This is a genomic window from Mesorhizobium sp. WSM3860, assembly GCF_002294995.1.
Classification (GTDB): Bacteria; Pseudomonadota; Alphaproteobacteria; order Rhizobiales; family Rhizobiaceae; genus Mesorhizobium.
Genome location: NZ_NSGF01000039.1, coordinates 1 through 24455, shown reverse-complemented (window position 1 = coordinate 24455; position 24455 = coordinate 1). Strand labels below are relative to the sequence as shown.

Below are 24455 nucleotides of genomic sequence, written 5' to 3'. Positions count from 1 at the left end.
ACGGGTGCCACAGGCGCTACCGGCTCGACCGGTGCAACCGGCGCCACGGGTGCGACTGGCGCCACGGGTGATACCGGCTCGACTGGAGCGACCGGCTCGACCGGAGCTACAGGTGCTACCGGCGCAACCGGCTCGACTGGAGCTACAGGTGCTACCGGCGCCACCGGCTCGACCGGTGCCACCGGTGCCACCGGCTCGACGGGTGCGACTGGAGCAACGGGTGCCACCGGCTCGACGGGTGCGACCGGAGCAACGGGTGCCACAGGCTCGACCGGAGCTACAGGTGCTACCGGAGCGACCGGAGCAACGGGTGCCACAGGTGCAACCGGCGCAACCGGTGCAACCGGCTCGACCGGAGCGACCGGCGCTACGGGTGCCACAGGCGCAACCGGCTCGACGGGCGCCACGGGTGCGACTGGCGCCACGGGTGATACCGGAGCAACGGGCTCGACCGGAGCAACAGGTGCTACCGGATCGACAGGCGCTACCGGAGCGACCGGTGCGACCGGCGCTACGGGTGCCACAGGTGCCACAGGCGCTACCGGCTCGACCGGTGCAACCGGCGCGACTGGAGCAACGGGTGCGACCGGAGCTACTGGCTCGACAGGTGCAACCGGCTCGACCGGAGCGACAGGTGCCACCGGAGCTACTGGCTCGACAGGTGCAACCGGCTCGACCGGCGCCACGGGTGCGACTGGAGCAACCGGAGCCACGGGCTCGACGGGTGCGACTGGAGCAACGGGTGCTACCGGCTCGACTGGTGCGACCGGCTCGACCGGAGCTACAGGTGCGACCGGCTCGACCGGCGCTACCGGAGCCACAGGTGCAACCGGAGCTACAGGTACCACCGGCGCAACGGGTGCGACCGGAGCAACGGGTGCGACTGGAGCTACCGGAGCAACGGGTGCGACTGGCTCGACCGGAGCAACGGGTGCCACAGGTGCCACAGGTGCAACGGGTGCAACCGGAGCTACCGGTGCGACTGGAGCAACGGGCGCTACCGGCTCGACTGGAGCAACGGGTGCAACCGGCTCGACCGGTGCAACCGGCGCCACGGGTGCGACTGGAGCTACCGGAGCAACGGGTGCGACTGGCTCGACCGGAGCAACGGGTGCCACAGGTGCAACGGGTGCCACCGGAGCTACCGGTGCGACCGGCGCTACGGGCGCCACAGGCTCGACCGGTGCGACCGGCGCGACTGGAGCAACCGGCGCGACCGGAGCCACGGGCTCGACGGGTGCGACTGGAGCAACGGGTGCCACCGGCTCGACTGGAGCAACGGGTGCAACCGGCTCGACGGGTGCAACCGGAGCAACGGGTGCCACGGGCTCGACCGGAGCAACGGGTGCGACCGGCTCGACCGGAGCGACCGGCGCTACAGGTGCGACGGGTGCCACGGGCTCGACCGGAGCAACGGGTGCGACCGGCTCGACGGGTGCAACGGGTGCGACCGGCTCAACTGGAGCAACGGGTGCAACCGGCTCGACCGGAGCAACGGGTGCGACCGGCGCTACGGGTGCTACCGGCTCGACCGGCGCTACGGGTGCTACCGGCTCGACCGGTGCCACAGGTGCAACCGGAGCAACGGGTGCGACCGGCGCTACGGGTGCTACCGGAGCAACCGGTGCAACCGGAGCTACCGGCGCGACTGGAGCAACCGGTGCAACCGGCTCGACCGGTGCAACCGGCTCGACCGGAGCGACCGGCGCTACAGGCGCAACCGGCTCGACGGGTGCCACAGGTGCGACCGGAGCAACGGGTGCCACAGGTGCGACCGGCGCAACGGGTGCAACAGGCTCGACGGGTGCTACTGGACCGGGCGGCGCAACAGGCCCGACCGGAGCGACCGGCCCCGGCGGTGAAACCGGTGATCGCGACAAGGGCAACAACGGCCACGGCAATGATCCTGACCGCAGCGACAGCAGCAATCCTGGGAAGGGACATCCCAACGATGGCACTGATGCCGATGGCTCGCCTGGCCATCGCACCGCCGCGGTCACGGCCAACTCGCTCGGGCTCAAGGACACGACGCAGTTCCTGCAATCCGGCTCGACCGACAGTGATGCCGTCAGCCATGCGTCGTTCCGTCAGCTTGTCAGCCAGGCCGCCGGTTCGGTGACGACCGACCTCCTGAATGTTCTCAACACGATCAGGGGATTTGGTCAGAACAAGAACAAGCCGTTGGGTGCAAGCACCGACCTGACCTCGGATCAGAACAAGCAAGGTGCCGGCTTCGCCAACAGCGACGACACGGTGAAGAAGGCGCTGAAGGACATTCTGAAGCCGCATGACTGAGCATGAGTGAGCAGGAATGGCGACCGGACAGACGACGATAGAAACCGGTCCAAAGCTGAGAAGCGGGCGCGCGGGCTTTGCCGAAAGGCAAGGCCTGCGCGTTCGGCCTTTCCGAGTGGCTAAGGGGCTCGCGCGACCGGCCGCCGTGGAGTATCATCAGCGCCACCAGAGATTCCGGCGGGAATGGTCCGCCCCGGGCAATGGCGAACCATCGCCTGCCTACCCGAAGGGGAGTCCATGGTGAACGTTCCTGGGAGTGCCGAAATCCAGCCTGCGGAGCTGCGTGCCGGGACCGCGGCCGACCCGGCCGGCATGCCCGGAGGCACCAGCGAAATGGGGCGGAGCCCCGGCGGCCCCGCCGAGTTTGACCAGGTCGGGCCGCGCCTCAAGGCGATGCTCCGGGTCGCCCGCTATCACGGTATCGAACTCGATCCGAACGAATTCAGGGCAGCGAGCGCAAGCCCGTTTCCAAGCGCTACCGACCTGTCGGAATGGGCGCAGAACGGCGGCATGTGGTCCCGGGCAGTGCGTGTTCGCTGGTCACACCTGTTGCGCTTTCAAGATACCGGACCGGTCGTTCTCTTGTTCAGCGACGGCGGCGCTGGTCTCCTCACCGGGGCGAGCGCCGAGCGCAACGTGGTTTTCCTCAAAAGTCCGGAAGCGCCCGACGATGGTGAATCCACCGCTGTCGACGAGCTGCGCCTGTCGCAGGTGTGGACGGGCGAGGCGGTGCTGCTCCGAAACGCGCGATCCTATGTTGCCGCGGATGCGCCCTTCACGCTTCGCTGGCTCGCCGAACTCGTGCGGCTCGAAAGCCGGCCGCTTCGCGACGTCGCCATCGCCTCCTTCACACTCAGCGTTCTTACCATTTTGCCGCCGCTCATCGTCATGACGGTGGTCAACAAGGTATTGCAGTTCAACAGTGTCTCGACGCTTTTACTCTTGTCGGCCATAGTCGCTGTCGTCTTCGCATACGAGACGCTCCTGGGCCACGCGCGGCGACTGATCATCAACGTCGTCGGAGCCCGCCTGGACACCAAGCTGCAGCTGCACGTTTTCAGCCGGCTCCTGCGCCTGCCGCTCGACTATTTCGAGCGCCATCCCGCTGGCGAGACAATGTATCACCTCGCGCAGGTCTATCGAATCCGCGAGTTTCTGACGGGCAAACTGCTCAGCACGTTCCTGGACCTGATCACCCTCTGCGTGCTGCTGCCGGTGATGTTCTATATCAACGTGACGCTTGCCTGGATCGTCGTTGCCTGCGCAGCGGTGATCATGCTGATCATCCTTGCCTTCCTGAAGCCCATGCGCCGAAGGTACCAGCGGGTGATCGACGCCGAGACCTGGAAGTCGGCGGCGCTGGGCGAAACCGTTGTCGGCATAAAAACTGTGAAGGCGCTTGGTCTCGAGCCGCAACGCAAGGCGCTTTGGGACGAGCGGGTGGCGGAGGCGGGAAGCGCGCGTCTCTCATTCGGGCAGTTCGCCAGCTGGCCGCAGACCCTGGTTACGCCAATCGAACGCGTGATGGTGCTCGGCACCATGCTGATCGGAGCCTATCTCGCGATGAACGACAGTTCCGGCTATATGGTCGGCGGTCTGTTCGCCTTCATGATGATCTCCCAACGCGTCGCGCAACCGCTGGTCGGGTTGGTGCGACTGATCGAAGACTACGAGGAGGTCGGCGCGGCGATCGGCGAGGCGGCATCGGTCCTTAACCGGCCGCTGGAGACGAGTTCGAACTCCCTCGGTCTGAGACCAAGGCTGCTCGGCGAGGTTACGTTCAGCGATCTGACGTTCAGCTATATCGGTACCAAGACGCCAGCGCTCGATCGGGTCAACTTCCACATTCCGGCTGGGACCATGTTCGGCATTGTCGGGCGGAGCGGGTCGGGAAAATCGACCATCGCGCGCCTGCTGCAGGGGATCAACCGGGACTACAGCGGATTCCTGAAGCTGGACGGCGTCGACCTCAAGGAAATCAACCTGCGTCATCTTCGCCAAGGGCTCGGCGTGGTCCTCCAGGACAATTTCTTGTTCCGTGGGTCGATCCGCGACAACATCATCGCCGGGCGCGCAGGCCTGACGCTGTCCGATGCCATGCGTGCTGCGCATCTCGCCGGCGCGGAAGAATTTATCGAACGCATGCCGAACGGATACGACACCTACATCGAGGAAGGTTCGCCCAACCTGTCGGGCGGTCAAAAGCAACGGCTGGCGATTGCGCGCGCCCTCGTCCACGATCCGACCATCCTTATTCTCGACGAGGCCACCAGCGCTCTCGATCCGGAAAGCGAAGCTGTCGTCAGTGCCAATCTCATGCGCATCGCCAGCGGCCGCACCATGATCATCGTCTCGCATCGACTGTCCTCGCTCACCGACTGCGATCAGATCCTGGTTATGGAGCAGGGCAAGGTTCTCGACGTCGCTTCGCACACCGTCCTGCTCGAACGGTGCGCGGTCTATCGCCAGCTGTGGTCGCAGCAGAACCGACATCTGGACAACCGCGGCGGCCGCCCGGCGGCCGTACCGCCGCGGTTGGTTTGAGGATGTCGTGCCGAAGCGGGATCGAGATTGAAATGATCGTTCTCGCCAATGATGACTTGGATACGAGGTCCGGTAAGCCATGAGTAGCACCTCGCTCACCGTCCGCCAGGCTCGCTGGCGCCGAGCGAAAACGAGCGATCCGACGACGCCGGCCATACTCGAATTCCAGTGGCCGTCGACTGCAGTCTCGAATGCACCCATTCCTCGGGCGGCGCGCGGCATCGTATGGATGATTTCGAGCCTGGTGATCGTCTTGATCACCGTGGCCGGACTGATACCGGTCGACCAGGTCGTGACGACGAGGGGGCTCGTGGTTTCACAATCGCCCAACATCATCGTGCAGCCGCTGGAGACGGCGATTGTCCGCTCGATCGAAGTGCGCGAAGGACAGCATGTGCAGGCCGGTCAATTGCTTGCGCGCCTCGATCCGACCTTCGCCTCGGCAGACCTGCAGGCATTGGCCATGCAGGTCTCTACGCTCGAGGCCGAAGTGGCACGGTTGAAGGCGGAGGCCGACGGCAAGGAGTTCAACTATGACGGCCTCGACCCCAGCTGGACCCTGCAGGCTTCGATCTTCGAACGCCGCAAGGCGGTCTACGAGGCCAAGCTGGAGAATTTCGATCGGCAAAGCGATGAACTCAGTTCGGTGATCTCGCGCGCGCAATCTGATGCCGCTGGCTACCGGCAGCGGCTCTCCGTCGCGGCGTCGATAGAGGAGATGCGCAAGCAGCTGGAAGAACGACAGGTCGGGAGCCGCCTTAATACCCTGCTTGCCGAGGACAATTCGGCCGAAATGTCGCGCGCGCTCGGCAACGCCCTGCAGACAGCGGAAGCAGCCAGGCGCCAGCAGGCTGCGGTGGCCGCCGACCGCGCCGGCTACATTCAAGGCTGGCGCGCGGAAGTCTCGCAAGGTTTGTCGGAGGCGAGTTCTCGCATGTCCGACGCTCGCGAGCTCTTCAACAAGGCAAAGCTGCGCAAGCAACTGGTCGAGCTGAAAAGCGAAGGAGATGCCATTGTCCAGTCCGTGGCAAAGGTGTCGGTCGGCTCGGTCCTGCAGTCGGGCGAGCGCCTGATCACGCTCGTGCCCGCCAAGGCGCCGCTCGAGATCGAGACAAATGTCGTCGGCCGAAGCAGTGGCTTCGTCCATGTCGGCGATCCCGTGGTCATCAAGTTCGACACCTTCCCCTATTCGCAATACGGCCTCGCTCACGGCACCGTGCGCACGCTCAGTCCGGATTCCTTCTCGGCTCAGGAGCAAGCCCGCGATCCAGACAGTTCGCTGGCAATGCTGCCCTCGAATGCAGAACCGTTCTATCGGACGCGCATTTCCATCGATCAGGTCGCGCTGCATGACGTACCCGCCGGGTTTGCCCTCACCCCCGGCATGCCGGTGACCGCCGACGTTCAGGTCGGCCGGCGCACGGTGCTCAAATATATTCTTGGGGTGATGCTCCCGATCGGTCAGGAAGCGATGCGCGAGCCGTAGCCTGCAACGCGACAGGAACCGGAGCAGTCAAAGGCTGGCTTGGATGACAATTCTGGATCGCCTGACTGGTTTGGCTAGCCCGTCGGTAGCATTGCGCCGGGCGATCCAGCTTTCTGAAAATGGCAAGCCCACCGAGGCCTTTCCGCTCTTCGCGGCGGCTGCGCGTGCGGGAATCGGCCATGCCGAGTATCGGGTCGCGCGTTGCTATCTCGAGGGGTCCGGCGTGCCGCCGAGCCGGGCAGAGGGGACGCGCTGGCTGCGGCGGGCAGCGGATCACGGGAGCGCTGATGCGCAGGCGCTCCTCGCCGCACTCCATGTGACCGGGATGGCGACAGCCGAAGCTGACAGGGGCTCGGAACGCCTGTTCGTGGAGGACACCACGAGCGAGCCAGACTTTGCGTCAGCGCTCGACCTAGCCACGAAGGCGGCCGAGGCCGGCTCCGCCACCGGCCAGGCACTCCTCGGCTACATTCTGACCAGCGGTCCCGAACCGATGCGCGACGCGGATGCTGCCTATAGGTGGTACGAGCGGTCGGCCGCGGCCGGCTGCGCCGAAGGAAGCCTTGGTTTTGCTCTTTCGCTGGCACGGCGGGGTTTGTCGGCAGACCGAGCCAGGATTGCCGATGAGGTCCGGCGGGCGGCGGACGCTGGCTTGCCGACAGCGATCTATCTTCTCGCGATCCTGACCGAACATGGCCTCGGTGTCGCTGGCGACCTTGCTGGTGCGGCGCGATTATACCAGTCAGCTGCGGAGAAAGGGCTTCCAGCGGCCCAGTTCCGAATGGGTCTGGCGCTTATCGAGGGGAGCCTCGGCGAGCAGGATCCCATGGCTGGAGAGGCCTGGATACGGCGTGCGGCATTGGCGGGTAACGTCGAGGCTGCGAACTTTCTCGGCGATCGTAACGTGAAGAGCCGGCCGCCGGACTTTTCAGAGGCGGCAATTTGGTATCGTCGTGCGGCCGAGGGGGGCCACCAGGCCGCCGCCCGTGCGCTAGCCTCTCTCTACCTGACAGGAAACGGTGTCGCCAGAGATGAGCAAGAGGGAACGCATTGGCTGCGCACCGCCGCAAGCGGCGGCAACCGGGCAGCGCAAGTCGATCTGGCCAACCTTGTTATTCAGGGAGCCGGCGAGCCGGACGATATCACGAGCGTGGCGGGGTGGTTCGAGGCGGCCGCGTTATCGGGCGACCTTATCGCCGCCTTCAATCTCGGGCTGTGTTTCGCCAAAGGCGTCGGCGTGCACCAGGATGAAACGCGGGCGGCGCAGTGGTTGAGGCGCGCGGCTGAAGGCGTTGCTGAGGCCCAGTACATGTATGCGCGCATGCTCAGGGACGGGCGCGGCGTGGCTGCCGACGCGCAACAGGCCCGTGCCTGGTTTGCCGAGGCGGCCGAGGGTGGCATACTCGATGCGCAAGTGGCACTTGCTGAGATGTTGCTCAATGGCAGCGGGGGCAAACGCTCTCCCGAGGCCGCAATACAGTTGTTCCAACGGGCTGCTGCCGACGGACATGCCGGCGCAATGTTTGCTCTCGGCGCGCTGCAGAGCTCCGGCGAGGGACTGCCGGTCGATCACGTGGCGGCGCAGAAATGGTTTGCGGCCGCTGCCGAGCGTGGGCACGGGCGGGCCCAACTGATGCTCGGCCGATATTTCTCGAAAGGCCTAGCCGGCGAGCACTACCCGGCAGTCGGCCGCCTTTGGCTCGAGCGAGCGGCGGCGCAAGGTCTTGAGGAAGCGGCCGACGAACTTTCCGAATTCCCCGGCTGAGGCGTTCATTGCCAAGATTCAGCACCGGCATCGGCCGCGCCCGACTACTGCGCGCCGGGGGTCCACTCAGGCAGCGGCGCAAGGCTGTGGTTGAACTGTTTCCACCACATGGACTTATCTATCTCGCAGCAGGCGAGAAGCAGCGCGTGCGCCTTCTCGAAAGCCCGGGTAGCGATTTCATCAAAGGTCATCTGCGCGTCGTACGGGACTGACACCACCAGTTCCTGACCGGTTTGTGTGCCGCCTTCGTCGACCTGAAGATAAAGCCAAACGACGAAATGCGCGCCCTGGCCACTCGCGTCGGCGTTGCCGATCTTGATGCGGTCGATGCCTGCTGCCGTGACTTTCATGCCGATGTCCTTCGTTTGGGATTCATGGAATTCCAGAAGTTCGCAGCAATCAGAAAGGTTCCGGAACCGCTGTTCCTATGGTGAAGCATTGATAAAGAGGTACCACGTGGCTGCTCACGCGCGCTCAACCTCGGTCCGAACCTTGAACGTCCGATCGTCGCCGTAAGCAGTAGGCTCGGATGCCTCTATGATCTTGCCCGGCATTCGATTTTTGCAGCAGCATCGGACCATTGCTTTTTTGACCTCGGAGCAGCCCAGGAACGCTCCTTGCCAGCAAAGCTTCGCGCGTCGGCCCTCGACCGATCAACCGCGCGGCGAAGGGCTTGTTAGCGGTCATTGCAACGCACTGCGACGGCACGCGTTTTATTGAGTGGCAGAGCGGTGACCCATATGAGCACCGCTTCATAGCCCGACAACTCGGAGGCGATTAGGTGGCTAAGTTCAAAGAAGCCCTTGAGCGCGGCAAGAAAGCTCCTCGCCAGCAAGAGGGGGATGCGAATGCCCCGATGCCGGATTTCGGCACCCAAGCCAGGGCCTGGCTGGACGATGTCGTTGTTGCGTCGTTGGCAGCGGCCAAGGCGGAAGTGTCGGGCGAGATGACCATCGACATAGAAACCGCACCGCGGGGCCATGACAAGGCTCTGACGCCGTCGGTTCGGTTCCGAATCTACCGAAAGTCGGATTTGAAAGGGACCGCCGGAAGGGCATTCACCGTCAACGTCCACGTAAGTGGCGAGGTGTCCGTTTCTTCACCCGGTATGGTGGCCGAGGATGTTGGAAATATAGGGAACAGGTCCGGCGAGAGGTTTCGCAATTTGGTTGTCAAGCTGATCGAAGAGGCCGCTAGGGACATGAGCTAGCCCGGCCGTCGTGCTCGATAACCCGACTGAGAACATCCCCGCCCGCCTCAGCTTGGCTTTCTCGTCGTCAGGCAGAAAATCTTTCGCCGTCAAGCGTGAGCTCGATAGTGACGCCGGCGGGGTCCCAGTTTCGCTCGACTCGGCCAAGCTGGCTCGCGGCGACGCGGACCAAGCGGCTCCCGAAACCTTCTTCTTCGGTGGCGATCGGAGGTGGTCCCCCTATTTCTCGCCACTGAATAAGCACCTTGCCGTCCCGATTGGCGCAAGCGATATCTATTGAGCCGTCGGCCGCCGAGAGGCTGCCATGTTTGGCAGCGTTGGTGGCGAATTCGTGCAGCAGGAGGGAAAGTGGCGTGATCATTGCCGCGGGCACGGGGATATCGGTGCCGCTGATGGCGAAGCGGGGCTGCTCATCATCCACATGGCGGTACGGCGCGAGGATCGCGTTGACCAATGTATGCAGGCTCGTGGAGGCCTGAGCAGAGCGGCCGCCGGACGTGAGCATCGTCAGCGCATGCGCCCGCGCCAGGGCACCGAGGCGGTCAGACACGATCGAGGCGAGCGCCGCCGGCGTTTCGGCGGCTGAGGCGCTCAACTTGACGATCGAGCTTGCGATGGCGAAGAGGTTCTTCACCCGGTGGTCCATCTCGCGAAGCAGTATCTCCCGCTGCTCTTGCGCGCGCAGCCGCTCGGAGATGCTGCGGGCGATCTTCGAGGCACCTACAATTGTGCCCGATGCGTCCGCGATGGGGGAAACGGTCAACGAGATGGGAACGATACTGCCGTCCTTGCGCAGGCGAACGGTCTCGAAATGCTCGACATGTTCTCCATCGCGAATGCGCGCCAGAATCTCCCGATCCTCGTGCTGGCGATCGGGCGGTATCAGCAACATGAGCGAACGACCGATAATTTCCTCGCGGGCGTAGCCGTAGAGACGCTCGGCGCCACCGTTCCAGTCCGTGACGTTGCCGTCCGGATCCGTCGCGATGATCGCGTCATCCGAGGATTCGACTAGCGCGCTCAGTCGCGCCGCGGCGGTTTCCGCCTGGTCCCGTTCGATCGCAAATCCGAGCTGGCGGGCAATGGTCAACGCAAGTTCGCCTTCACGATCGGTGAAGCGATGGGGTGCTGGATAGTAGACCATGAACTTGCCGATGAGCTCGCGGGAGCTGGCAAGTGGGATAAAGGCCAGCGCTTCGATTCCTTCGCCAAGGACCGTGTCGATGAGTTGCTGAGATTCACCGCTGAAACGAATATCCTCGACAAAGATGGGCTTGGCGTCGCGTTCATCGCTTGTCCACGGCGTGTGGCCGTTGACAGCCTTGCGGTATTCTTCAGAAAGTGAGCGCCACGCGACGAAGCTCATGACGCCGTGGTTGTCAAATCTCAGGATCGAGGCGCGCGCCGAACCGAGGGCGTCGCATATGGCATCCAGGGCCGCATCGTAGATCTCGACGAGGCCATGGGCCCGGTAAAGTCGGTCGGTGAGGCGAAAGAGAACGGTTTGCTCGCGGGCAATATCGCCGTCGGCTTGCTCGCGCTGGCCGCGCCCCGTGGCCGTAACACTCATAGCCCCTTGCTGCATCGAGTCCTTGACCCAACCGCTTAACGCAGCACCGCGTCGATCGTCCCCTTCGACCGCCGGGTACGATCCCCGACCCTGCTCGACAATATGCCCTTTGCGCAGTTTCGCAATAGGACTTCTCGCGGTCCGGCGCAGCGGCCTGTGTGGCCGACGAGCCGCGCGCGGCGCCCGTACAGCGGCATGAGCCAAATGGCGCCTCAGCGCCTTTGCTTGGCAATCCTGCCGGCGATCGCCGCGCCCTGGATGCGGGCATTGGCGAAGCAGCCGCGAATGCTCGGCCGCATGCCGGTGAACCAGAGGCCGGGCAGTTTCGGGTCGTTCGCCGGGCCGTTGAACAGCGGCACCCCCTTGGCATCGAGCACGCCGAGCCTGCCTACCATCGTCTCAAGCCCGGTGCGGTAGCCGGTGGCGGCAATGACCGTGTCGGGCGCGATCGACTGGCCGCTTTCGAGAACGACGCCGTCATGCCTGAATTCCTTGACCTGCGGCACGACGATGATGCGGCCGGCCTTGATCGCGTCGACCGCGCCGTCATCGGCTGCGATCGCCGTATAGTCCGAGCCAAGGCGGCTGGCGCCGCCCGACGGGGCAGGGGGCAGGCCGTATTTCCCGAGATCGCCGAAGACCAGCCGCTGCGTCGCCGCCATCACCGCATCGGCGAGCCGGGCAGGCAGGCTCGCCATCACGGGCGAGAAGCGATGCACGGCGATCTTGCCGATGCGCTTGGGCAGCAGCGACGGCCCGTTGCGCGCCGAGAGCCACATCTGCCCGGTCTCGACGCCGGAAAGATGGTTGAGCGCGTCGAAGCCCGAATTGCCGGCGCCGACCACCAGCACTTTCTTCCCGGCATAGTCGCTCGCCCGGCCGAAATGCGCCGAATGAACGATCTTGCCCGAGAAATCTTTCATGCCTTTCCAGGCCGGGATGAAGGGCTGCCGGTCGCGCCCGGTGGCGATCACCACGTGGCGCGCCGCCCGCGGTCCCGTGCTGGTCTTCAGCAGCCAGTGATCGCCGCGGAATTCGATTTCATCGACGACGACGCCGAAGGCGATCGGCAGCCGGTGCGTCTGGGCAAAGTCGTTGAACAGGCGGATCACCGCGCTGCGGTGCGGAAAGGCGGGCGTGCCTTTCGGAAATGAAACGCCGGGCAGCGTCGAGAGGTCGCGATGCGTGTTGAGATGCAGGTTTTCATGGCGGTGGTGCCAGGGCTCGGCCAGCCGCCCCTCGCGTTCGAGGATCTCGGTGGCGACCCCCGCCTCGATCAGGGCGTAGGCCGCCGCCAATCCGGCCGCGCCGGCGCCGATCACGATCGCGCCTTCGAGGATCGCCGGCTCGCCGGTCCAATCCGACGAGATTTCCGCTTCCATGCCCATTCTTGTCTTTGTCGTCGTCATGGCTCTCACGTGCCACGGCCATGTATCCGACATATGCCGCTGACGAGGCAATGGGAATAGGCCGTGGTTGCAAAGAGCCCGGCATTGTGTCGCGGATAGGCAGATTATCCGTTGGCGGGGTCGGCGTGGCGATGCACCAGCTTGAAGGCGCCGTCTTCCAGCCGGAACACTTCCGTCACCCGCAAGGTCATCTCGGCGGGCTGTCCGTTCTTGCCCATGCGCGCCTTCGCATGCTGCAGCCCGGTCCAGAAGGCGAGATCGCCGCTCGCGGAGGCCTGCAGCACCTCGATGTCGGTGCTGCCGCCTTCGTGGAAGCTGGCGGCGTCGCGCTCGTATCGGCCGGCAACGGCATCGGCGCCTTCGAGATGGTCGCCGCGCGGCGAAAAGAAGGTGGCCGGCTCGCTATGCGTCACGATTGCCTTCAATGATGTAGCATTGCCGTTGACATAGTCCTCGGCGATCTTCTCGCGCTGCTTCATGAAGGCGTCGAAGGACGAGCCGCCTGGCCGCACCGTTCTGATCCACGTCTCCAGCGCCTCGATGAAGTCTTTCAGGAAGGCGGCCGTTTCGCTGTTCTTAACCGCGCCGCTGTCGTCGAGCAGCTCGGCGACATTTCCGATATAGGCCTCCGGCTGCTGCATCACCGGCATGTCCAGGAAGACGAAGGTCTGCCTGAGCGCCTGGCTGGAACCGAAGGCGCCGATCTTGCCCGGGCTGACGCCGACGACGCCGGCGGGCAGGCCCTTGAAGACGCTCTTGCCAGAGGGACGTGAGCCGACGTCGAGCGCGTTCTTCAGGCAGCCGGGGATCGATCGGTTGTATTCCGGCGTCACGAACAGCACCGCGTCGCATTCCCCGATGGCGGCGCGGAAGGCCGACCATGCGGCGGGCGGCGTCTCGCCGTCGAGATCTTCATTGTACAAAGGCAGTTCGCCGATCTCGATGAAGCGGCAACGCAGCGAATCCGGCGCGCGGGCCGCCAGCGCCTTGGCGATCTTGCGGCTGTAGGATTGGGCGCGCAGACTGCCGACAAGCACGGCCAGTTGCAGGACGGGATGTTCGGTTGTCATGGTCATGGCGGACTGTCCGGGCTTGTTGACGGGGATGGCGACGCGAAGGAGCACATGCCGGCCTCGCAGCCTCGGACCAATGGTCGGAGCGGCTGTGCTGGTCGCCTCTCTTTTCGGTTAATGTCCGGGCTGGCGCGAGGTTCCGCCCGCCGCTTGCCGGGCCGTGGCTGCGTACGGCCTTGCCGCCGGGGCCGTTGCACAGTATTGACGGGCTGGTGCGCGGCCGAAGGTTTCAATCCGGCCTTCGGGCGCGCGTCGCGAAATGGGTGCCCGGTCTTCGGGCGGCAGAGAGGTGGTCATGTCCGCGCGCATTTTCAGCCCAGCCAAAACCGCGATGCAGTCCGGCAAGGCCAAGACCGGCCACTGGGTGCTGGAATTCGATCCAGCCCAGCGCAAGAAGATTGATCCGCTGATGGGTTACACCTCGTCCGGCGATATGCTGAGCCAGGTGCGGCTCACCTTCGATACCAGGGAAGAGGCGGTCGCTTATGCCGAGAAGCAGGGCATTGCCTATCGCGTCGAGGAGCCGAAGGAGCCGAAGCGCCGGCAGATTTCCTATTCGGACAATTTCCGCTATGACCGCAGGACGCCCTGGACGCATTAACCCTTTGGTCGAGCGTTCCTCGGCATGAGTGGCATCAGCCGGCCCCAGCCGGCCAGCGGTCCCGTAGCTCAGCTGGATAGAGCACCGGCCTTCTAAGCCGATGGTCGCAGGTTCGAATCCTGCCGGGATCGCCATAAAATCAAGCACTTAGAAGTTTCGCGGCTCAAGAGATCCAACTCGATTTCTGGTCGAGTTCCAACTTTTCAACCCTTTCGTTCTCGCGAATGCCCTTGCGGCCGAGGGGGCGGGCTTGGTCGGCGGCGGGGTCGACTGACTGACGTGCTTGATCGACAGCCTGCGTGGGAACCAAGATCAACGCGACCACATGCGTCGCTGGTGCCATAAGTCTACGGGCGTTCGCCAAAGGCGGTATCGAGCGGCTTTTGCGATTTGCTGGGCAACTGGCGTGTCGCCGTAGACATCGAAGAATCGACGAACGCGCGGCCCGGCGAACAGCTTTTTGCCCCGCGTGTTGTAGTTCCTGATTTTCAGGCGATGCGGGCCGATGGTTCGGCCATCTTGGGATAAGGCGATGCCAATGCAGAACTGCTCAGCAGCATCTATCTTCGCAATCTCATGAACGGCGAGCATCGGAGGATAGGCATCGAGCAGGGCAGGAAGGTTGTCGCGGTGCACACCGAGGACGCCGCTATTCCACATCGGCTCATGGCCGGTCACAACATAGTCGCCGACCTGAACACCTTTGCCCCCCAGCCGCGGGCACCACGCGTGCGGCCCCTCGCAAAGACGCATGATTGAATGGCCGGGCCTAATAGCCCCGAAGGCTCGGGACAGGTCTCCGACCGGGTACATATCCGTGTCCATGAAAAGCAATCGGTCAGCGCGCCTCAAAAGCTCGATAAGGCCCCCAGCCTTGATGCCGAAATGATAGCGCCAATCGAAGGATAGCTCCTCCTTCTTCTCGGCGCTCACAAGTATCGTCTCAAGCGGGTATCCGCGAAAGAATGCCGGCTTGTCAGTTGCCACGATAATCCTGGCTTTCGGGCTATGGTGCAAAAGCTTGAGTGCGCTGAGAAGCGCGCCGAGGTGATAAAGCTCGTTATCGCCATAGGCGATGTAACCAAAGACGTCATTCATTCAGTCAAATCGTCATTCTGTTAAGTCGAAGGGGCGGTTCGTTCCACTATCAACTCTCGCGGATCCTATCCACCGCAAAACACAACACCAACAGACGAAAAAAATGCGGCGACCAAAGTCTTCGGTAATCTGGTCTCAAACTGAAGACCACTCGCCCGACTTGTGAAATTCCCGAGCTTGTGGATTTGGCCCATCTGCGGCTATGTCGTTATGGTGCTGGAGGGCGGGGCTTCAGAATGTCCGTATTATCCAACTGGTTGAGGAACGCTCGGTCGAAACTGCCGGAACACGTGACGGTGGGACGCCACACTTATGGCTTGTCAAGGCGGAAGGTCTTTTTTCCCTCGAAGGAGGCCCCGCTGACAATCGGGGCTTTCTGCTCGATCGCGGGTGACGTGCTTTTCATGTGCTCCGGCCAGCATTTGACCGATCGCGCCACGACATTTCCGATCCACAGCCGGATGCTGCAGCAATCCGATCCCGTCCGAAATGGCGGCAGACCGAGCGGCGTCACGATTGGCAATGACGTTTGGATTGGCCACGGCGCCATAATATTGCCCGGGGTGACGATCGGCGACGGCGCAGTAGTCGGCACCGGGGCCGTGGTCACCAAGGACGTGGCGCCTTATGCGATCGTTGGGGGCTCTCCGGCCCGACTGATCAGATATCGTTTCTCTGAGGATATAATTTCGAAGTTGCTGGCAATCCGGTGGTGGGAATGGGACGACGATAAGATCAAAAAAGAAGCCGGCACGCTCACCGGCCCCATCGAGGCTTTCATCGACAGGCATTTTGTGGCATGCACCGCCTCAGCGTAGTGCGGCTGGTATAAACATTTGGTGGCTCAGCCGGATATTCACGAACGATTTCAAAAGACCCTTGGAACGAAGCTAGATATCACGGAGGTAGGCTTGCAGCGCCCATGCTACTTCTTGGCCGCGGATAGCAAGTATTTTCCCTATGCATGCCTGGCAGCGCGGCGGATATTGGATGTTTCCGCGCCAATTGATGGCTTCATTCTCTATGTGAAGGCTGATGAGAGTGATATCCAAGTCGCGAGGCGGTTGCTTGGCGACAGAGTGACGTTGCTCGACGTGTCCGACTTCATGGAACGCGTTGGCTTCCGCTTCGGTACCTACAGCATCGCCGCCTATGTCCGCCTCTTCGCGGACCTGCTGCCGCAATTCGACGGCTATGGCCGGATCGCCTACACCGATTGTGATGTCCTGTTCAATCGCGACATCAACGACTTGGCCTGCCAGGAACTCGGCGCGCCGCTGCTCGCGGCCCACGACGATTACATGTACTTCCGGCCGTCTTATCGCAAAACCTTCAGGATGCAGCCGGGCGCGCCATACTTCAATTCCGGCGTGGTGGTCTTCGACATGGATGCTGTGCGCGTGGAAGGCCTGCTGGAGCGGACGCGCCAGACCGCCATTCGTCGAAAAATGAACGACCAGAACGCACTCAATGTCGCCTTCGAGGGCAAATGGCAGACGATGCATCCGAACTGGAATCTGATGTCGAACGGCGCCCGGGACTATCGGTTTTCTCAGGCCTATGCACGGCATTTCGCGGGCGGCAAGCCTTGGGGCAGCCAGATTGGAGTCGAGCTTGAAGCGCTCAAGATTTGGCGCGATCTGGCAAAGGATACGCCTTGGAAAAAGCCCTTCGGGCAGCGGCTGCCGTTCGAGCGCGGGATAACGAAACGCTTCCTCCGGCGCTTCGATGCCGTCGGCGGTCTCTTCGGTAACGACGTGCATCGCCGCCGCGCGCGCTACGACGCGGCGAAAATGCACCAGATCTACGCAAGGCAAGCGGAAGAGGGCGCGATGGCCGTGCAATTCCCGGAGGTGCTCGGCGGGTTTGGCTGATCTTCGCGGATTTGCCCCCTGTGGATAGTAACCTCCCGTTCACCACGGCCCTGACTTTGCCTTGAAGGCGCAGTCCCACTCGCCGAAATGGAGAGGCCTTGCAAGAGGCTCCGAAGCCCGGCGGCCGACGTTTTCATGTGCCCACGAGACGCGCTCTGAACGCTCTCGAGTATACGTCGGCCGCCGCTTTTCTCGCCGCGGGCTCGAGCAATTCCAGGAAAAGTGTGTAGCGGTTTTCCGTCCGGAATTGCCAAAAAACAAATGCTTAGAGCGGTTCAGCGATTCTGTTAGACGCTGAACCGCTCTAATGGACCCCGCAGGCGAAATTCCGATAAAATCAAGCCCGCCCCGGCGATGGGAAGCCGGAACGGGCTCGGCTTGGGTCTGGAACCCTGTAGTCAGGAGACTACGGGGAAGTAACAGGTCGGCGGCTGCAATGTTCCGAAGTTTCTGGCTTACGGGCCGCCGGGAGCAAATCCCTGGCGGTAATTCGAGACGATCCGGGTGGCGGTTTTTCCGCCCGGGATCGCGATGCGCTTCAGGCCAGCAGGCCGGCAGCCTTCGCCGCCCTGCGCAGGGTTTTGCGGGCTTCGGCGGGACTTCTCAAGCCGTCTAGCGCGTCGCGGCAGACGCGGCTTGCCGACCGCCAGGCGCGGTCGCGCGCCCGCCTTGGCCAGCGCAGGTCGAGGCATTCGACTGCCTCGAAGCAGCTTGAGACTTTGCGATGTCCGCTTGGTTCGAAATCGATCACGACCGGCTCGGAAAACCAGACGTCGTTCATCACATGCTCCGTTCGTATGTTGGTCTTTTGCTAAGCAACGGCGCCGGCAGGCGCCTGTTGGGATGCGGGCCCGGGATGATCGGGGGACCCGCGCATTAACCAAACACTGCCGATAATGTTCCGGAGAATTTTTTGAGATCGGCGATCGGCCGGCCGGGTCGGCTCACGCAGCGGATTCATTGATCCGGCGCGCCCGCAAAAACATTGTGACAACGCCACTGGCCGCGCTGTCGCCCGCGGCGAGATCGGAGTCGACAGGCGGATGAACGCGGGAAGACTTCTATTGTGATTGCTGTGCTCGCACCCACCATGACCGTCGCCACGCTGATGGCGACCGCTTTCGGGCCCTATGAGGAGGCTGAGCGCAGCTGCACACCGAAGCGGAGAGCAAGCAGCGGTTTCTGCCGGCGCGGAAGCGTCCGGTCAATTCGCGCATCGTGTGGCTCTTGTTACTGAAGACAGGTCATCAAGGGCCGCGTTGGCACTATTCGACCAGCACATGCGCTTCGCGCGCTGCGCTGATGAAGGCGTCCCTGGCATTGTCTGCCGGAACGTCGCCGCTCATTGCCCGGCGGCAGGCGCGCAGCGCCGCGCCATGCTGCGCGCTGCCGGCGTCGCGCCATTGGCCCGTCAGCAGTTCCACAGCCTGCTGGGCGTTGGAAATGTGTCGGATCGAGCCTGCCACGCCGACGGCGACTTCGACCGGCCTGGAAAACCATCCCTGGATCATCGCGAAACCCCTGATGCGTTGTGAGCGGATGATAAACGCGCCACCGCGCGGCAAGTTTCATCCCGATATTTCAACAGGATGTGAGCAGCACGCCGGTAAGGCATGGCTTCCGCCTATCTTCCGAGCGGCTTGCGGGACAGTTCGATGAGTTCCGCCTCATCGGTGATGCCGGCCATGTAATTGGCGATGATGCGCGAGGCGCGCGCCTCCTTCTGCTCTTCGGTTTCTCCATCGGTGCGGCCGCTCTCGAAGACACGCCCCAACAGGGCCGTCTCGGCGGGCGTGAATGTGTTTCGCGACATGTTGGACACGGGCTTCTTCCTCCAGCTCATGTCCCCCTTGCTCCCCGGCTAAACATTAGCACGGGTTCGGAAACGAGGGTGAGTCCTCAAGGAACGTCGACAACGTGCGTCTTTCGTGGCGCCCGGCCGGTCAGGTTTTCGTCTCGTTGTCTGCTCGAAGGCATGCCGGAGACTGGGCCAGCTTCGCTATCTTGCTGAAAGGACGAAGCGCTGATACTCATTAGCGGCGCGGAATTATTCCGAGTCTGCGCCAACTTGCGTCGCGCAACAACGCGGCGCAGGCTGTCCGAGACCAAGATCCCGACGTGGTGGCAACCGGGTTACGGAGGGTTCTGGTCGAACAAAGAAGCAGGGCAGGTTCCGATTGCGTGTCGGAGCAGGCCCATCAAATGCTCTGGAATTCTGAAGCCATTGCCCCCGTGGCCTCGGAAGAGCATGAACATGGGGAAACCGATGGTGACCAAGAAACTTACCGCCAACGCAGAAAGCGCGGCAGCCTTTCTTGCGGTGATGGGCAACGAGAAGCGTCTGCTCATCATGAACTACCTGGCCGAGGGCGAATTGTCTGTCGGCGCGCTCGCCGACAAGGTCGAACTCAGCCAGTCCGCACTCTCCCAGCATCTGGCCAAACTGCGCAGGTTTGGCCTGGTCGATACCCGCCGCGACCGCCAGATGGTCTATTATTCCTGCAAGTCGTCCGCAGCGCGCGAGCTCCTCGTTCTGCTCGACGGGCTGCTGACCATGGACAGGCCGCTCGCCGGCCCGGCCCGGCAGGCTCTGGTCGAAAGAATGCGGCCGCCGCAGGCCGCCTGAACGGCTCCGACGCAGGCGGGGGCGAGCGGCCTTCGCCTGCGCGGCGCGCCCGCTGAAGGCGCGGATGCAAATAGGATGGCAACGCGCGTCGCGCGGCGCTGGTATCTGCTTTCACTGTTTGCCTGTTGTTTGGCCAGACCATTTCGGCCTCTCTCCGCCATATCGGCTCCGTTTGCGGCGGACAGGGCGACCGCACCGACCCTTCGCGAGCTTCACGAGCTCTGCGCGAACGGCATATTGATCGTGGCCGGCATACATGCCCTGGCCGCGCTTTATCATCACTTCATTGCCGGGACGCGATCCTGGCCAGAATGCTGCTGCCGGGAAATCGGTAGCGGCCGGATTTCGTCACGTCCTTACGGGCTGGCCGTCGTCGCCGATCCGGCTTCGCCGGCCTGCCCATCACTTTTGATTGAAGATGCTGCGCCGACGTGGTCGCGGATGCTCGCAAGGCCGTGATATTGCGTCTCTTTCTGCCGCCGCCGCTCGCTCCTGGCGGGCCGAAGTTTACGGATTTGTAAATCGCGCGCCGGACTTCGGGCGGCTAAGACTTTGCGTGATCCACACCCCCGGATCACCACGGGCCAAACTTCCACTTTGGCACCGTAAGAGGCTCGTCGCTCCCGGCGGGCCTCTTTCGTTTTGGGACAGCCTTTACGGTGCGGCTTGCCGGCGTGTAATCACGCTCCGCACGGCAAGCACCAGCACGGTGATGATGATCAGGATCACCGAGAGCGCGGCGATCGCCGGATCGATGTTGTCGCGCAGGCCCATCCACATCAGGCGCGGCAGCGTGATAGCGTTCACCGAGGTGATGAACAAGGTCACGCCGATCTCTTCCCAGGAGAGCACGAAGGAGAGGAGCGCCGCGGTAACGATGCCGAACTTGATGTTGGGCATGATGACGCGCGTCGCGCGCTCCCACACGCTGGCGCCCAGGCCTCGTGCGGCGAGGTCGATGCGCCGATCGAGCTGGCTGAGCGAGACCAGGATCAGAACGGTGGCGAAGGGCACCGTCATCACCGAATGTGCCATCGCGACACCCAGCCAGGTGTCGTAACCGAAGAAGGACGAGATGCCGGAGACCGAAGTGAGCAGGAAATAGAGCGTCACCGCCGAGACCACCGGCGGCACCACCATCGGCAAAAGCACGAAGCCGACCAGGGCGGCGGTGAAGCGCGGCTGGAACATCCACACGCCGAGGCTGAAGGTGAGCGCGAGCGCCGTGGAAAGCGCGCTGCTGACCACACCGATGCGGATCGAGAGCAGGATGGACTCCAGCCAGCGCGGATCCTCGATCAGCGAACGGTAGTGGCGCAGCGACAGTTCGCCGGTCGGCATGGTCAGCATTCGGCTCGGCGTCAGCGACACCGGGATGACGGCGAGCAACGGCATAAGCAGGAACAGCGCCACCAGCACTGCGAGGATGAGCGAGACGGGACCGGGGCGGTAGGTGGGCATCTCGCTACACCAATTGCTTTGGTTTGACGTAGCGGAACAAGAGCGCCATCAGCGCGCCGACGAACACCACCAGCACGACGCTGATCGCCGCGCCCAGGCCCCAGTCCGGGCTCTGGAAGATGCGCAGATAGATGAGTTCGGCGATCATCACGCTGCGGCCGCCGCCGAGGATCGCCGGCGTGACGAAGAAGCCCAGCGAGAAGACGAAGGTGATCATCGCCGAGCCGATGATGCCCGAGCGTGTCATCGGCACGAACACCGTCCAGAAGGTGCGCATGCGGCTGGAGCCAAGGCCGCGCGCCGCGAGCAGCACGCGCTCGTCGAGGCTGCGCATGGCCGACGCCAGCGGAAATACCGCGAAGGGGATGAGGAAATGCGACATGCCGACGATGACGCCGAACTCGTTGCGGACGAGCGTGAGCGGCTCGGAGATGAAGCCGATCGACTGCAGCCAGGTGTTGATCAGGCCACGGTTGGACAACAGCGCCACCCAGCCGAAGGCGCGCGTCAGCACCGAGATCCAGAACGGCACCAGAATGCAGAACTCGGCAAGCACGCGCTGCACTGGGCTGCCGCGCACCCACACGACCGTGATCGCATAGGCGGCGGTGACGGAAACAATCGTGACGATCGCCGCGATGCGCAGCGTGCGGATGAACACCGACTGCACCAGCGGGTCGCTGACCAACGCGCCATACTGGCCGAGCCCCGGCGTCGGCAGGGTGAAGCTCCACTTCACCACGCCGAGGAACGGCCAGGCATAGGCAAGGACGAGGAACAGGAGCAGCGGCGCCATCAACAGCGCCGCGCCCGTCCTGTCGGAGAGGGTGCCCCTCATGTCAGTTCAGCATCCCGCCTGGTCAGGCCGAGATGATCTTGGTGTATTCGTCGAGCGCCGCGCCGTAGTTCTTGGCGTACCATTCCATGTCGAGCGGGATCTGCTTCTTCATGTTTTCCGGATCGACCGGGTTGATGCGCTTCTTGTCGGCCGGGATCAGCGCGTCGGCGGCCGGGTTGGCCGGACCCTGGCCCAGCTTGTCGAACATCACCAGTTCCTTCTGCGGATCCTGCGTGCTGGCGATGAACTTCATCGCAGCTTCCTTGCCGCCGGGGTTGTTCTTCAGCACCGCGAGCGCGCCGGGCGAGATCAGGCCCTGGTCCCAGATGAACTTGATCTGGCCACCCGAGTCCTGCTCGATCAGCGAGGCGCGCGTCGACCAGACGATCGCCATGGAAGCCTCGCCGTTGAGCAGCACGCTCTGGCTTTCGGCGCCGCCGCCCCAATAGGAGACGACGTTTTCCTTGAAGGCGGCGATCTTGTCATGCGCGCGTTTGAGGTCGAGCGGATAGAGCGAGGCGGGCGCCACACCGTCGGCGAGCAGGGCGGCTTCCCAGCTCGACACACCCCATTTGTAGAGCGAGCGCTTGCCTGGGAATTTCTTCACGTCGAAGAAGTCGGCCATGCCGGTCGGCGCATTGGAGCCGAATTTCTGCGAGTCGTAGGCGATCACATAGGAGAAGAAATAGGTTGACGCGGCAAATTCCCAGCCGAAGCCCGGCCGCATCTTGCTCTTGTCGACGATCTTGTAGTCGATCGGCTCGAGCATGCCCTGGCCACCCAGCGTAATGGCCGAGAACGGATCGACGTCGACCAGGTCCCAGGTCGGCGCGCCGCTCTTGAACTGCGCTGCGATCGCGCCCTCGGTCGGGCCCGAGCCGTCCATCTTCACCGGGATGCCGGTGTCCTTGGTGAAGGCTTGGCCGTAGGCGGCGTCGTAAGCGGTGATGGCGTCGCCGCCCCAATTCACCAGCACCAGCCCCTTGGTCTCGGCTTGAGCATGGGTCGAGCGCAGCAGCATCGGCGTGCCGGCGAGCACGAGGCCCGCAAGCTGCGCGAACTGCCGGCGCGAGATCTCGCCGCGTTTTGCCCTCTCTGCGAGGGAGTCGATGGTCTGTTTCTTGCTCTCGTTCATGTCAGTTCCCCTTGTTTTGATTGATCTGATCCGGAAACCGGCGCGGCGAATTCACGCCGCTTCGGTGCTCATTGTCCTCCGTCCGGCAGGAGGAAGCCCTTTTCCGCCGGCCAGGTCAGCCAGACGGAATTGCCCTTGCTCAAAGCTGCCGCGGCCACCTCGTTCGGCACCGAGACGGTGACCTTCGCACCCTGGCGCGTGGTCAGGTCGAGCTTGGTCGCCGCACCCAGATAGGTCGAAGCGACAGCAGTGGCGGCAATGCCGTTTTCGCCGGCCGCCGCCTCCGGCGCGATCGACATGTGTTCCGGCCGGATCGCCAGGATAGCGTCGCCGCGGACCTTCTCTGCTTTGCAGCGCATGTTGACCGCCCGATCTTCGCAAACGCCGGTGGCGCCATTATCGGCGGGCTTGACGCCCTTCACCGGCAGCATGTTGATCTCGCCCAGAAACTCGGCAACGAAGCGGTTGGCCGGCCGGTCATAGACCTCGTCCGGCCTGCCGACCTGCAAAAGCTTGCCGTGGTTGAAGATGGCGACGCGCGAGGAAAGCGCCAGCGCCTCGCTCTGGTCGTGAGTGACGAAGACAAAGGTGGTGCCGGTCTCCTGGTGCAATCGCTTCATCTCGGCCTGCATCTGGCCGCGCAGGCTCTTGTCCAGCGCCGAGAACGGCTCGTCGAGAAGCAGCACGCCCGGCTCGAACACCAGGGCGCGGGCGAGCGCCACGCGCTGCTGCTGGCCGCCGGAAAGCTGCGCCGGCAATTTCTTCTCGTGGCCTTTGAGACCGACCCGCTCGACCATCTCGGCGACACGGCTTTTGATCTCGGAAGCGGACTTCTTGCGCACCTTGAGCGGAAAGGCGATGTTCTGTTCCACGCTCATATGCGGGAACAAAGCATAGCCTTGGAACACCATGCCAGCGGCGCGCTGTTCGGCCGGCCGGTCGGTAATGTCGGTGCCGTCGCTGAAGAGCCTGCCTTCGCTCGGCTGCACGAAGCCGGCGAGGATCATCAGGAAGGTGGTCTTGCCGGAGCCGGATGGCCCAAGCAGCGTCAGGAACTCGCCGCGGCCGATATCGAGCGTGAGATTGTCCAGCGCCCGGAACGAGCCGAAGCTCTTGCCTATCCCGTTCGCCTTGATCTCTGCGGCCCGGCCGGGTTGCTGCATCCTGCCTTCGTCCTCACGCCTTGTTTCAAATCGTAGGCACGGCGCGCGTTCACCGCAACCGAATAGTTTTCGCCTGATCGGCAAATTTGATTCACGGGTGGTGAGGGTCGGTCGGCCGGAGCGTTATGGGCGTACGACGTGCTGACGAACGTTCGCGATTAGCCAAAGCATGCGTGCCGTCGTCATTCCAGGGCGGAGCAAGGAGCGAAGCGACACGCGCAGACCCTGGAATCCTGTGTGTTGGTTCCGGTGTATGGTTGAAGTGGGAAGGAGACCGAGTGGATCCTGGTCGTCCTTTCGGACAGGC

General features: G+C 63.5%; 21 protein-coding genes, 1 tRNA gene and 1 pseudogene. 11 read left to right on the top strand and 12 right to left on the bottom strand.

Annotated elements, in window-relative coordinates; translation table 11 throughout:
* From CK220_RS30680 to CK220_RS30665, 4 genes and pseudogenes are all read left to right on the top strand, one after another.
* Positions 1–2295, top strand: a pseudogene (locus CK220_RS30680) (hypothetical protein); the annotation flags it as partial.
* A 183-nt stretch (positions 2296–2478) separates the two neighbouring features.
* Positions 2479–4839: a peptidase domain-containing ABC transporter gene (locus CK220_RS30675; RefSeq protein WP_245429471.1), complete on the top strand. Its 2361-nt coding sequence runs from the start codon at positions 2479–2481 to the stop codon at positions 4837–4839.
* A gap of 79 nt (positions 4840–4918) precedes the next feature.
* Positions 4919–6325, top strand: a complete 1407-nt coding sequence (locus CK220_RS30670; RefSeq protein WP_095815087.1) for an HlyD family type I secretion periplasmic adaptor subunit — start codon at positions 4919–4921, stop codon at positions 6323–6325.
* Positions 6326–6368: 43 nt separating this feature from the next.
* Entirely contained in the window at positions 6369–8090 is a 1722-nt protein-coding gene (locus CK220_RS30665) for an SEL1-like repeat protein (protein WP_095815086.1), read from the top strand.
* 44 nt (positions 8091–8134) lie between these two features.
* Here the strand turns inward: CK220_RS30665 and CK220_RS30660 are convergent, their stop codons facing one another.
* Entirely contained in the window at positions 8135–8440 is a 306-nt protein-coding gene (locus CK220_RS30660; protein WP_095815085.1) for a hypothetical protein, read from the bottom strand.
* Positions 8441–8871: 431 nt separating this feature from the next.
* Between CK220_RS30660 and CK220_RS30655 the strand changes: the two genes are divergently transcribed.
* Entirely contained in the window at positions 8872–9300 is a 429-nt protein-coding gene (locus tag CK220_RS30655) for a hypothetical protein (RefSeq protein WP_095815084.1), read from the top strand.
* Between the two features lie 67 nt (positions 9301–9367).
* On the opposite strand, the gene CK220_RS30650 is transcribed toward CK220_RS30655, so the two are convergent.
* From CK220_RS30650 to CK220_RS32905, 3 genes are all read right to left on the bottom strand, one after another.
* Positions 9368–10870 (bottom strand): PAS domain S-box protein, encoded by a 1503-nt coding sequence (locus CK220_RS30650; protein ID WP_176479268.1) that lies wholly within the window; start codon positions 10868–10870, stop codon positions 9368–9370.
* 212 nt (positions 10871–11082) lie between these two features.
* Complete coding sequence (locus CK220_RS30645) at positions 11083–12279, bottom strand: NAD(P)/FAD-dependent oxidoreductase (RefSeq protein WP_095815082.1); 1197 nt, start codon at positions 12277–12279, stop codon at positions 11083–11085.
* Between the two features lie 104 nt (positions 12280–12383).
* A complete protein-coding gene (locus CK220_RS32905; RefSeq protein WP_141245270.1) occupies positions 12384–13355 on the bottom strand; it encodes an NAD(P)H-dependent oxidoreductase in 972 nt (323 codons plus the stop codon).
* Positions 13356–13647: 292 nt separating this feature from the next.
* On the opposite strand from CK220_RS32905, the gene CK220_RS30635 reads away from it, so the two are divergent.
* Together CK220_RS30635 and CK220_RS30630 are read left to right on the top strand one after the other, a co-directional pair.
* Positions 13648–13953 (top strand): ETC complex I subunit, encoded by a 306-nt coding sequence (locus CK220_RS30635; protein WP_066999298.1) that lies wholly within the window; start codon positions 13648–13650, stop codon positions 13951–13953.
* 57 nt (positions 13954–14010) lie between these two features.
* Positions 14011–14087, top strand: a tRNA-Arg gene (locus CK220_RS30630).
* 178 nt (positions 14088–14265) lie between these two features.
* Here the strand turns inward: CK220_RS30630 and CK220_RS30625 are convergent.
* Positions 14266–15051 carry a hypothetical protein gene (locus CK220_RS30625; protein ID WP_095815080.1) on the bottom strand — a complete coding sequence of 262 codons (786 nt, stop codon included), beginning with the start codon at positions 15049–15051 and terminating at the stop codon, positions 14266–14268.
* A 236-nt stretch (positions 15052–15287) separates the two neighbouring features.
* Between CK220_RS30625 and CK220_RS32900 the strand changes: the two genes are divergently transcribed.
* Together CK220_RS32900 and CK220_RS30615 are read left to right on the top strand one after the other, a co-directional pair.
* On the top strand, positions 15288–15869 hold the full coding sequence (locus CK220_RS32900; protein ID WP_095815079.1) for a CatB-related O-acetyltransferase: 582 nt from the start codon (positions 15288–15290) through the stop codon (positions 15867–15869).
* Between the two features lie 93 nt (positions 15870–15962).
* Positions 15963–16925, top strand: coding sequence for a glycosyltransferase (locus CK220_RS30615; RefSeq protein ID WP_141245269.1), 963 nt, complete (start codon positions 15963–15965; stop codon positions 16923–16925).
* 538 nt (positions 16926–17463) lie between these two features.
* Here the strand turns inward: CK220_RS30615 and CK220_RS30610 are convergent.
* From CK220_RS30610 to CK220_RS30600, 3 genes are all read right to left on the bottom strand, one after another.
* The gene (locus CK220_RS30610) at positions 17464–17706 is read right to left on the bottom strand and encodes a DUF982 domain-containing protein (protein ID WP_095815077.1); all 243 of its coding nucleotides are present in this window, start codon (positions 17704–17706) and stop codon (positions 17464–17466) included.
* Positions 17707–18190: 484 nt separating this feature from the next.
* Positions 18191–18436, bottom strand: a complete 246-nt coding sequence (locus tag CK220_RS30605) for a DUF982 domain-containing protein (protein ID WP_095815076.1) — start codon at positions 18434–18436, stop codon at positions 18191–18193.
* Between the two features lie 113 nt (positions 18437–18549).
* Positions 18550–18768, bottom strand: coding sequence for a hypothetical protein (locus CK220_RS30600; RefSeq protein WP_245429470.1), 219 nt, complete (start codon positions 18766–18768; stop codon positions 18550–18552).
* A gap of 423 nt (positions 18769–19191) precedes the next feature.
* On the opposite strand from CK220_RS30600, the gene CK220_RS30595 reads away from it, so the two are divergent.
* Complete coding sequence (locus CK220_RS30595; protein WP_066999308.1) at positions 19192–19551, top strand: metalloregulator ArsR/SmtB family transcription factor; 360 nt, start codon at positions 19192–19194, stop codon at positions 19549–19551.
* Positions 19552–19626: 75 nt separating this feature from the next.
* Complete coding sequence (locus CK220_RS31730; RefSeq protein ID WP_141245268.1) at positions 19627–20010, top strand: hypothetical protein; 384 nt, start codon at positions 19627–19629, stop codon at positions 20008–20010.
* A gap of 195 nt (positions 20011–20205) precedes the next feature.
* Here the strand turns inward: CK220_RS31730 and CK220_RS30590 are convergent, their stop codons facing one another.
* From CK220_RS30590 to CK220_RS30575, 4 genes are all read right to left on the bottom strand, one after another.
* A complete protein-coding gene (locus tag CK220_RS30590; RefSeq protein WP_095815075.1) occupies positions 20206–21012 on the bottom strand; it encodes an ABC transporter permease in 807 nt (268 codons plus the stop codon).
* A gap of 4 nt (positions 21013–21016) precedes the next feature.
* Complete coding sequence (locus CK220_RS30585; protein WP_095815074.1) at positions 21017–21850, bottom strand: ABC transporter permease; 834 nt, start codon at positions 21848–21850, stop codon at positions 21017–21019.
* 22 nt (positions 21851–21872) lie between these two features.
* The gene (locus tag CK220_RS30580; RefSeq protein WP_095815073.1) at positions 21873–22985 is read right to left on the bottom strand and encodes an ABC transporter substrate-binding protein; all 1113 of its coding nucleotides are present in this window, start codon (positions 22983–22985) and stop codon (positions 21873–21875) included.
* A 68-nt stretch (positions 22986–23053) separates the two neighbouring features.
* Complete coding sequence (locus CK220_RS30575) at positions 23054–24148, bottom strand: ABC transporter ATP-binding protein (RefSeq protein WP_095815072.1); 1095 nt, start codon at positions 24146–24148, stop codon at positions 23054–23056.
* Between the last annotated feature and the right edge of the window lie 307 nt (positions 24149–24455).